Raw genomic sequence first — 10,294 nt, 5'->3', positions numbered from 1 at the left:
GGAGGGAAGGGGGTACGGGGGGTGCGGGGGGTGTGGAGGAGTCGGGTGGGTTCGACCAAGGGGTGCGCGGGGGCTGGTCAGAGGGGTTACCCGTGCGTAGATTACCGGCGGTAACTCCGGAGTCGAGCCGAGGAGATCGCCGTGGAAGCCGCGCCCCAGCAGGTACCGCCCGCACTGGTGCCGCCCGTGTTGACCGTCGTCGACGGGGTGGTGCGGCAGGCGGAGGTGCCCGCGCTGGCCGGGATGCCGGTGAGCGGGTCGCTCGGGGACATCCCGTTCCAGAACGCCCGGGAGGCCCCCGGCGACGTGGTGCTCGCCCGCAAGGAGCGGGACGGCAGCTGGCGCGACGTGACCGCCGCCGAGTTCGCCGCCGAGGTGACGGCCGTCGCGAAGGGCCTGATCGCCGAGGGGCTGCGCGAGGGGGACCGGCTCGCGATCATGGCTCGGACCACGTACGAGTGGACCCTGCTGGACTTCGCCGCGTGGGCCGCGGGGCTGGTCACCGTACCGATCTACCCGACGTCGTCGGCGCTCCAGGCCCGCTGGATCATCCAGGACTCCGGGGCCGTGGCCTGCGCCGTCGAGGACACCGCGCAGGCCCGCCTGATCAGCGCCGAGCGGGCCAACCTGCCCTGGCTGGCGCACCTGTGGGAGTTCGACACGGGCGCGGTGGCGCGGCTGGTCAAGGCCGGCGAGGACCTGCCCGACGCCGTCGTGCACGCGCGCCGGTCCGTCCGTACGCCGGACTCCGTGGCCACCCTCATCTACACGTCCGGTACGACGGGACGGCCCAAGGGCTGCGTGATCACGCACGCCAACTTCTTCGCCGAGGCCGACAACGCGGTCGAGCTGCTGCACCCCGTCTTCAAGTCCGTGAGCGCGGACGCGGCCTCGACGCTGCTGTTCCTGCCGCTCTCGCACGTGTTCGGGCGGATGGTGGCCGTGGGGTGCATGCGGGCGCGGGTCAGGCTCGGGCACGCGCCGAGCATCAAGACGGAGGAGCTGCTCGCCGACCTCGCCGGGTTCCGGCCGACGTTCCTGCTGGCCATCCCGTACGTACTGGAAAAGGTCTACAACACCGCGCGCGCGACGGCCGAACGGATGGGCCGGGCCGCCTCGTTCGACCGGGCGGCGCGGATCGCCCAGCGGTACGGGGAGATCGTCGAGGGCCGGACCCCGGGAGTGAGCCTGCGGGCGGCGCGGGCACTGTACGACCCGCTCGTCTACCGGCGGATCCGGGCGGCGCTGGGCGGGCGCGTGCGGTACATCCTGAGCGGCGGCTCGCCGCTCGGGCGGCGCCTCGCGGCGTTCTACACCGGCGCCGGGATCGAGGTCTTCGAGGGGTACGGGCTCACGGAGACGACCGGGGCGTCGACGGTCACCCCGCCGCTGAAGCCGAGGCTCGGGACGGTCGGGTGGCCGCTGCCGGGCACCGCCGTGGGCATCGCGGAGGACGGGGAGGTGCTGCTGCGGGGGCGGCACGTGTTCGCGGGGTACTGGAACTCCGCCCACGCGGTCGTGGGGGGAGGCGGCTGGTTCCCGACGGGGGACATAGGGGAGCTGGACGGCGAGGGCTACCTGACGATCACCGGCCGGAAGAAGGACCTGATCATCACCTCCGGCGGCAAGAACGTGGCCCCGGCCCCGCTGGAGGACTGGCTGCGGGCCCACCCGCTGGTCGGCCAGTGCATGGTGGTCGGCGACAACCGGCCGTACGTGGTGGCGCTGATCACGCTGGAGCCGGAGGGGCTGGCGCACTGGCGGCAGATGCGGAAGAAGACGACGATGCCGATGCGGGAGCTGGTGCGGGACGAGGAACTGCGGGCGGAACTCCAGCGGGCGGTGGACGAGGCGAACCGCCTGGTCTCGCGAGCGGAGTCGATACGCCGCTTCGCGGTGCTGGCGGGGGAGTTCACGGAGGCGGGCGGCCACCTGACCCCGTCCCTGAAACTGAAGCGCGCCAGGATCGCCCGCGACTTCGAGCAGCAGATCGACGACCTGTACCGCAAGCCGTGACCCCGGGGCGTCGGCGGGGCGGGAGACCGGCTTTCGGACCTCCCGCCCCCCAGCCGGCTATGCGGGGACGGCGGTCAGGCCGGCCTCGGCGATCTTGACGTCGTCCGACCAGTGGCCGCCCGAGACGCCGATGCCGCCGACCAGCTGGCCGTCGACGACGATCGGCAGTCCGCCGCCGAACGTGACCAGCCGGTCGATGCCGGTCCGGGCGCCCGGGGCCAGCTGCGCGTCGTTCTCGACGAACTCGTGCCAGTCGGTGGTGCTCAGGCCGAAGGCGGCCGCGGTGTACGCCTTGTCCTGGGCGATCTGGATGGTCATCAGGCCCGAGCCGTCCATCCGCGCGAACGCGCTGAGGTGGCCGGACTCGTCCACCACGGCGATGGCGAAGCGCAGCTCCGTCTCCCGGGCGGCGGCGAGGGCGGCGTCGACGATGGCGCGCGCGAGGTCGTTGCTGAGGGCCGGACGGGTGCGGACAGCGGTCATGGCGGTATCCCCTTGGTGAGACGTGCAGGAGTTCGTGTGCTTTTAGCTAACAGCATGCTGATGGCTGTCTGCAAGCTGGCTGACCGCTCGGTGATGACTGGCACCCGACCGGCAGCCGCTCTTACACTCGCCCCATGCACTACTCCGAGCGCCTGCTGATCCACATCAAGCAGGCCGAACGCATCACGCAGGCCGCCAAGGAGGCCGCTGTGCGCGAGGCCGGGATCACCGCTGCCCAGCAGGCCGCGCTCGCCGTGCTCAGCGACAACCCCGGGATCAACGCCGCCGAGCTCGCGCGGAAGCTCTCGGTGACCCCGCAGACGATGAACAGCCTGCTCGGCCGGCTGGAGACCCGCGGTCTCATCGCGCGCACCCCGCACCCGATCCACGGCACGCTCATCGAGATCCGGATGACCGAGCGGGGCGCGGAGGTGTTCGCCGCCGCCGACGCGCTCGTGGCGAAGCTCGACGCCCGGCTGGCCGAGGGCCTCTCCGAGTCCGAGACGGCCGCCGTACGGGAGCTGCTCGCCCGGATCATCCGGAACGCGGAGGCCGCCGGCCGTTAGGCCGCGGCCCCGAGGCCCTCAGCAGTCGGCGTGCGTCGGGCGGCCCGCGAAGCGGTCGGCGAGCCAGTTCCCCGCCGCCACGGAGTGCGTGATCACGCCGCTGACGTGCTCACCGACCCAGATGGTCCGCCACTCCACGTCCGCGCCCTTCGCGCACCACTCCGAGCGCAGCTGCCGCCCGACCGCGTACGGGATCAGCTCGTCGCCGAGCGCGTGGTACTGGTACACCGGCGCGGACGGCGCCGTCCGCCCCAGCCGGCTCTGGTCCAACCGGGCCTGCCAGTCCGGCTGTTCGAGCGGATTGCGGGTCGTCAGGTCGGAGATCCGCTTGAAGGAGCCCGCGATGGCGTCGATGGCCACGCAGTTCTCCTTCATCCCGGCCACCAGCGCCTTGCCCGCCGGGTTGAGGTACGAGTCGAGCCGCAGTTCCGGGAACGCCGCGTCCTGCCCGGCCGCCGCCATGAAGACGAGCCCCGAGCCGTACGAGCCGTTGTTGAACTCGGCCACCTTCATCAGGTCGGCCGGGACCCCGCCCGTCGCCGTGCCCTTCACCTTGAGTTCGGGGGCGTACGAACCCTGCAGCTCGGCGGCCCAGCTGCTGGCCTGGCCGCCCTGGGAGTAGCCCATGATGCCGACCGGGGTGTCCGCCGGCAGCCCCGCCTCGGGGAGCCGGGTGGCCGCGCGGGCCGCGTCGAGCACGGCGCGGCCGGCCGACGGGCCGACCGTGTACGTGTGCACCCCCGGCGTGCCGAGCCCCTCGTAGTCGGTGACGACCACGGCCCAGCCGCGCAGGGTGAGCTGCTGGATGAGGTTGGCCTCCATGGCGGTGCCGTACGGGAGGTTGTCGCTCGGCGCGCAGGAGTCGCCCATGCCAACGGTGCCGACGGCGTAAGTGACGAGCGGCCGCGGGCCGGTCCGGCCGTCCTGCGGGACGATCACGGTGCCGGAGACGGTGTTCGGGACACCGGCGGCGGTGCTGGACCGGTAGTGGATCTTCCACGCCTTGGTGCCGGTCGGCTGGCCGGGCAGCGGATGGAACGCGGACGGCGCGACATCGACGATGTCGCCGGCCCGCCCGGTTTCGGCCGCGGTGGCGGGGGCCGGGACCGAGACCGAGAAGGCCAGTGCGGCCATGGCCACGGTCGCGGTCGCGGCCACGGCTGCGGCTGCGGGGGTTCGGAAACGCATGGGCGGCTCTCCCAACGGAACGTTTCGTGCGGGGGACAGGTGAGGAGAACGTAGTGACCGACCGGTCGGAACGTCGCTGACCGCGCAGCTCACCTTTCCTGACCCGGATTCGCACGCCCGCAGGGCCGCACGCCCGCATGGCCGCCCGCCCGCCACCCGTGGGAGGGACAAGGTGCGGCAGTCGGCGGAGCCTCCGCTTGCGGGACGGGTGGGGGGTGGGAGGGGTGCTGCGATGTCGTAACGGACCGTCGTCGGAGGACTCGCATGGCTCGCCCCATCGTCACGGCCGGTGTCGTCACCGCCGCGCTGTTCGCCCTCGGGATGCCGGCCGCCGGGGCCTCGGCCGCCCCCGTGACCTGTTTCGGCGTCCCCGCCACCATCACCGGCAGCGGCACCCTCAACGGCACGCCCGGCAACGACGTCATCGTGGGCTCGGCGGGAGCCGACACCGTCAACGGGCTCGGCGGCAACGACCTCGTCTGCGGGCTCGGCGGGAACGACCAGCTCATCGGCGGCGCCGGGAACGACCGGCTCGACGGCGGCGCCGGCAACGACGTCCTCCGCGGCGACACGGCCGTCGCCGCCGGCGACGCCACGGGCGGCGGCAACGACGAACTGCGCGGGGGCGACGGCGACGACGACATGGTCGGCGACTCGTTCACCGCGAGCGGCAACGCCACGGGCGGCGGGCACGACCTCCTCGACGGCGGCCCCGGCGCCGACTTCATGGTCGGCGACTCCGAGAGCGACGACGCCGGGACCGCCCGCGGCGGCGGCAACGACCGCATGTCCGGCGGCGACGGCGACGACGAGCACATGACCGGCGACAGCGTCGCCCTCGGCGGCGACGCCACGGGCGGCGGCAACGACCTGATGGACGGCGGCAACGGCGACGACGGCCTGGTCGGCGACTCCGCCGCCCCCTTCCAGGGGACGGGCACCGGCGCCGGGAACGACATCCTGCGCGGCGGCGCCGGAACCGGCGACAGCCTCCTCGGCGACAGCGAGGGCATCACGGCGGCCGTCGGCAGCGGCGGCAACGACCTGCTGGACCTGGGGGCCGACGGCGGCGTCTTCGCCGTCGGCGACCACAACATCGGCGACCCGGCCGGCGGACAGGCCAGGGGCGCGGGCAACGACCGGATCGTCGGCGGCTCCGCGGCCGAGATCCTCATCGGCGACAGCTCGGTCGGCGACGCCTCCGTCACCGCGGCCGGCAACGACACGATCGACGCCGGGGGCGGCGACGACACGCTCTTCGGCGACAACACCAACTTCGACGGGGACGCGACCGCCGGCACCGCGGGCGGCCGGGACCAGCTCCGCGGCCAGGCCGGCGACGACTCGATCTTCGCCGGCCCGGCCGACGACTTCCTCGACGGCGGGGCGAACGTCGACTTCTGCGACGGCCAGGGCGGCACCGCCGACGTCGCCGTCCGCTGCGAGTCGACCGCCAACATCCCGTAAGCGGGCCGGGCCCGCCTCAGCCGCCCGACGCGATGCGGTACGCGCCCGGGGTCGTGCCCGTCCAGCGGCGGAACGCGCGGTGGAAGGCCGTGTCCTCCGAGAAGCCGAGGCGGGCCGCCAGTTCCGCTATCGGCTCGCCGCTCTCCGCCAGCCCCGCGATCGCCGCGTCCCGCCGTACGTGGTCCTTCAGCTGCTGGAACGACGTCCCCTCCTGCTGCAGCCGCCGCCGCAGCGTCGCCGGGGACACCGCCAGCCGCGCCGCCACCTCCCCGAGCGCCGGCAGCCGCGGCGAGGTCCGCAACTGCCGCGCCAGGGCCCGGCGGACCTGCTCCGCGACCGTCGTCCCGTACTCCGGCCTCGACAGCAGGTCGAAGGGGGCCCGGCGCAGCATCGCGTCCAGCGCCGCCTCGTCCCGTACGAGCGGTGCGGCCAGCCAGTGCGCGTCGAAGGCGGCCCCCGTACCGTCCGCCCCGAAGCGGACCGGGCAGTCGAACAGGATCTCGTACTCGGCCTCGTGCGGCGGCGGAGGGTACGCGAACGCCGCGTACGCGAGCGGGATGCGCCGCCCGATCAGCCAGCTGCTCAGCCGGTGCCAGATGGCGAGCACGCACTCGGTCAGGAACCGCTCCTCGTCCCGGGCGAAGTCGTTGCGCACCGTGAACCGCGCCTCGTCCCCCGTGACCTCCAAGACCAGTTCCGGGCCGCCGGGGAAGAGGCCGTAGAAGGTCGCGGCGCGCTCCACCGCCGCGCCGAGGTCCCGGCAGCCCAGCGAGGCGTAACACATCATCGCGAACGTGCCCGGGCGGCTCGGCACCGCCGACAGGCCGAGGAACTCGTCCTGCGTGGTCCGGTACAGCGCCCGGAACAGCCGGGCGAACTGCGCCGGCGTGATCCGCGCCCGGTCGTCGCCGAGCAGCAGCGGCGGGATCTGCGCCTCCTGGAGCAGCGGCACGGTGTCGATGCCGCCGCGCGCCGCCCCCGCGAGCACGGCACGCACATGGTGCACGGTGATCGTCCGCCTCCCCATGGATCCGACGGTAGCCCGGATGAGCGCTGCGGTCAGGGGGCGTGACGCTTCCGGTCATGTCCCGCGAGGGGGTTGGCTGCCTAGCGTCGGTCGGACGTACGTCGTGCGCACGGCGTACGCACCCCAGGGAGGCGAACGCGATGGACGCTGTGCGACCGGAGACGCTGGCGGTGTTCACGGAGTGGACGGGGGAGCGGTTCGGCGGTGAGAGCGCCCTGCGCCACCGGGACCCGGACGGGGGATGGGCCACCGTCACGTACGCCGGACTGCGCGAGCGCGTACGGCGGACCGGGCGGGCGCTGATCGCGCTGGGGGTCGGCCCCGGCGAGCGGGTGGCGGTCCTGGCCGAGACCCGGCCGGCGTGGACGTACACCCACTTCGGGATCCTGGCGGCGGGCGCCGTCCTCGTACCGGTCTACCCGACGGCGGGGGAGGAGGAGCTGGCCTGGGTCCTCTCGGACGCGGAGGCGGTGGCCGTCGTCTGCGACGACGCGGCGCAGGCGGACCGGGTGGAGGCGCTGCGGGCGAAGCTGCCCGCGCTGCGCGCGGTCGTACGGATGGACGCGCTGCCGGAGCTGGAACAGGCTCCGGAGGCGGAACTCCTGCACCGGGCCCGGGGGGTGGAACCCGGCCACGACGCCTCGATCGTCTACACCTCGGGCACGACCGGCCTGCCGAAGGGCTGCCGCCTCACGCACGGGAACCTGGGCGCCGTCCAGGACGCGACGCAGCCGCTGATCCAGGGCGGGCCGGGTGACTCCACCTACCTCTACCTCCCCCTCGCGCACCTGCTGGCGCAGCTGATCCAGTTCACGACCCTCCTGGCGGGCGGGGAGCTGTGCTACTTCGGCGGCCGGATCGAGGACGTGCTGTCCGAACTGGCCGAGGCGCGGCCCACCCATCTCCCCTCCGTACCGCGCCTGTTCGAGAAGGTGCACTCCGTGGTGCTGTCCCTGGCGCAGGCGCAGGAGGGCGGCGCCGAGCGCTTCCGGGAGGCGGTGCGGCTGGGGGTGCTGGAGGCGGAGGGCCGCCTGCCCGAGGCCGACCGGCCGGCCTACGAGGAGGCGGAGAAGAGCCTGTACTCCCTGGTCAGGGGCGCCTTCGGGGGCCGGCTGGGGCACGCGGTGACCGGGGGAGCACCGATCGCCCCGGAGACCTTGGACTTCCTGCGGGCCTGCGGGATCCCGGTGTACGAGGGCTACGGAATGACCGAGTCCGCCGGGCTCATCAGCTTCAACCACCCCGAGGCCGTGCGCCCCGGCACGGTGGGCCGGCCGATCGCGGGCTGCGAGGTCCGCATCGCGGCCGACGGCGAGGTGCTGGCCCGGGGCCCGATGATCTTCCCGGGCTACCACGCGAACGGGGCCGCGACGGCGGAGGCACTGGACGCGCAGGGCTGGCTGCACACCGGGGACCTGGGGGAACTGGACGCCGACGGGTTCCTGTCGATCACGGGCCGCAAGAAGGAGCTGATCATCACCTCGGCGGGCAAGAACATCACCCCGACGGAGGTCGAGTTCGCCGTACAGCGCTCCCCGTACGTATCGCGGGCGGTCCTGATCGGCGACCGCCGGCCCCACCCGGTCGCGCTGATCACCCTGGACGCGGAGGAGATCACGGCGTGGGCGCGCCGGGAGGGGGTCGAGGGCCCCGACCGGGACCTGGGCGGCGACGGCCGCGAGGGCTTCGACCTGGCTGCCGCGGCCGCCCACCCCGCGGTCCGCGCCCTGGTCGAGGAGGCGGTCACGGCGGCCAACGCCACGGTCTCCCGCCCGGCCCGCATCCGCGCCTTCCACGTCCTCCCCGAGGAGTTCACCATCGAGGCCGGCACCCTGACCCCGACCCTGAAGCTCCGCCGCAAGGCGGTGGCGGAACGCTACGCGGCGCAGATCGACGCGCTGTACGGGTAGGGGTACGCGGGGGTGGGGGCGGCGGCAGGGCGGGGCTCAGTCGCGGGCGTACGAGCCGAGGCCGACGAGGCAGTACACGTACTCGTTGATGGTGATCCCGCCCCGGCTGTAGCGGTACGAGAACGCGTACTGGGTCTTCGGATTGCTGTTGCAGCGCTCCAACTCGGAGGTCAGCGGGATGCGCTCGATGACCTTGTAGTGCGCGTCGGACGCCGAGCAGGAGACCTCCTTCACCCCCGTGACGCGCTGGGCGGTGGTCGAGTCGGGGAGCTCCCCGTTGAGGCAGGTCCCCCGGTCGAACGGACTGGGGGCCGGCTCCTCGGAGGGCGGGGCGACGACGTCGGTCTCCCGGCTCACGGGCGGCGGGACGGGGATCGGCGACCGGGTCGGGGAGCTGTACGAGGGAACGGGCGTCGGGGAGGCCGCGCTGTCGGCGTCGTCGTCGCCCCCGCTGTTCAGCAGGACCACGCCGACGACGACGGCGATGGCGACACCGAGTGCGACCAGACACCCCCGCCCGTTCGACACGGGCGCCTGCGGCGCCGGCGCGCCGGCGACCCGGATCCGCACGAGCACCTCGCCCTGGCCGACCCGGGCCCGTACGAGGTCCCCGTCCCGGGAGGGCGGAATCCGCAGCCGGGCGTTGCCGGTGGGCAGCGGCACGCTCAGGATCACCCCGTGGGCGGCCTGCTGAGGCGTGATCGTGATCGGTATCTCCGGAGACTCCACGGCTGCTCCACGGGGTGAGGAAAGAGACCTGGCGAACCCTCATCAAGTGTGCAGCGCGGACGCCTTGGGACGCAGCCGTTCCGCTGCTGCCAGTGGCCAGTGGCCAGTGGCCAGTGGCCAGCGGCCAGCTGCCAGCGGCCATGGCGGGGCGACGGGTCAGCCGAACTGCCCCGGCTGGTAGCTGCCGGCCGGCTGCTGGACGATCACGTTCATCCGGTTGTAGGTGTTGATCAGGGCGATGAGGGAGACCAGGGCCGCCATCTGGTCCTCGTCGTAGTGCTTGGAGGCGTCCGTCCAGGCCTGGTCCGTGACGCCGCCGGCCGCGTCGGCGATGCGCGTGCCCTGCTCCGTCAGCTCCAGGGCCGCCCGCTCGGCGTCGGTGAACACCGTGGCCTCGCGCCAGGCCGCGACCAGGTTCAGCCGCAGCGCGTCCTCCCCGGCGTGCACGGCGTCCTTGTAGTGCATGTCGGTGCAGAAGCCGCAGCCGTTGATCTGGCTGGCCCGCAGCTTCACCAGCTCCTGGGTCGCGTGCGGCAGGGTCGAGTCCGAGATGACCTTGCCCGCCGAGTTGATGTACCGCGAGAACTTGGCGGCGAGGGCGTTGCCGAAGAAGTCGAGCCGAGCGTCCATGATGATCTCCTGCTGGGTGGGCGTGTGGACCGTTACACAGCTCTGACGGAACAGCCCGGGCAGATGTGACAGCTCGCCGACACGGCCGGACGGCCAGCCCGTCTCACCCGGTCGGCGGCGGGGTCCCGTGGTTCGGGGGCGGGTGAGGTCGGCCGGGCTGTTGGGGGCGGGATCCCGGCCGGCCGGGGTCGGTGAGGGGTCCGGGGGCGTCCCGTCAGTCCACTGTCCTTCCGTGTCGGGTCGGTCCGTCAAGGGCGCTCCCTGCGGTCGCGTCGCTT

9 protein-coding genes are annotated in these 10,294 nt (G+C 73.5%); 4 read left to right on the top strand and 5 right to left on the bottom strand.

Annotation, left to right across the window (positions count from 1 at the left end; translation table 11 throughout):
* Positions 1-135 precede the first annotated feature (135 nt).
* Complete coding sequence (locus tag ADK52_RS04725) at positions 136-2,016, top strand: long-chain fatty acid--CoA ligase (RefSeq protein WP_078987962.1); 1,881 nt, start codon at positions 136-138, stop codon at positions 2,014-2,016.
* A gap of 57 nt (positions 2,017-2,073) precedes the next feature.
* Here the strand turns inward: ADK52_RS04725 and ADK52_RS04720 are convergent, their stop codons facing one another.
* Complete coding sequence (locus ADK52_RS04720; protein ID WP_053688517.1) at positions 2,074-2,499, bottom strand: GlcG/HbpS family heme-binding protein; 426 nt, start codon at positions 2,497-2,499, stop codon at positions 2,074-2,076.
* Positions 2,500-2,633: 134 nt separating this feature from the next.
* On the opposite strand from ADK52_RS04720, the gene ADK52_RS04715 reads away from it, so the two are divergent.
* On the top strand, positions 2,634-3,065 hold the full coding sequence (locus ADK52_RS04715) for a MarR family winged helix-turn-helix transcriptional regulator (protein WP_053688516.1): 432 nt from the start codon (positions 2,634-2,636) through the stop codon (positions 3,063-3,065).
* 18 nt (positions 3,066-3,083) lie between these two features.
* Here ADK52_RS04715 and ADK52_RS04710 read toward each other — a convergent pair whose 3' ends face one another.
* The gene (locus ADK52_RS04710) at positions 3,084-4,253 is read right to left on the bottom strand and encodes a lipase family protein (RefSeq protein ID WP_053688515.1); all 1,170 of its coding nucleotides are present in this window, start codon (positions 4,251-4,253) and stop codon (positions 3,084-3,086) included.
* A gap of 264 nt (positions 4,254-4,517) precedes the next feature.
* Here ADK52_RS04710 and ADK52_RS04705 point away from each other — a divergent pair, with 264 nt between their 5' ends.
* Positions 4,518-5,720 (top strand): calcium-binding protein, encoded by a 1,203-nt coding sequence (locus ADK52_RS04705; RefSeq protein ID WP_053688514.1) that lies wholly within the window; start codon positions 4,518-4,520, stop codon positions 5,718-5,720.
* 16 nt (positions 5,721-5,736) lie between these two features.
* Here the strand turns inward: ADK52_RS04705 and ADK52_RS04700 are convergent, their stop codons facing one another.
* Positions 5,737-6,747: an AraC family transcriptional regulator gene (locus tag ADK52_RS04700; protein ID WP_053688513.1), complete on the bottom strand. Its 1,011-nt coding sequence runs from the start codon at positions 6,745-6,747 to the stop codon at positions 5,737-5,739.
* A gap of 140 nt (positions 6,748-6,887) precedes the next feature.
* Between ADK52_RS04700 and ADK52_RS04695 the strand changes: the two genes are divergently transcribed.
* A complete protein-coding gene (locus tag ADK52_RS04695; RefSeq protein WP_053688512.1) occupies positions 6,888-8,657 on the top strand; it encodes an AMP-dependent synthetase/ligase in 1,770 nt (589 codons plus the stop codon).
* Positions 8,658-8,693: 36 nt separating this feature from the next.
* Here the strand turns inward: ADK52_RS04695 and ADK52_RS04690 are convergent, their stop codons facing one another.
* Together ADK52_RS04690 and ADK52_RS04685 are read right to left on the bottom strand one after the other, a co-directional pair.
* Positions 8,694-9,386 (bottom strand): LppU/SCO3897 family protein, encoded by a 693-nt coding sequence (locus ADK52_RS04690; protein WP_053688511.1) that lies wholly within the window; start codon positions 9,384-9,386, stop codon positions 8,694-8,696.
* Positions 9,387-9,542: 156 nt separating this feature from the next.
* Positions 9,543-10,016 carry a carboxymuconolactone decarboxylase family protein gene (locus ADK52_RS04685; RefSeq protein WP_053688510.1) on the bottom strand — a complete coding sequence of 158 codons (474 nt, stop codon included), beginning with the start codon at positions 10,014-10,016 and terminating at the stop codon, positions 9,543-9,545.
* Positions 10,017-10,294: the final 278 nt, after the last annotated feature.

Source organism: Streptomyces sp. WM6372, from assembly GCF_001279655.1.
Lineage (GTDB): Bacteria > Actinomycetota > Actinomycetes > Streptomycetales > Streptomycetaceae > Streptomyces.
The sequence above is the reverse complement of the archived record's forward strand: the minus strand, read 5'-3'. Positions and strand labels throughout refer to the sequence as shown.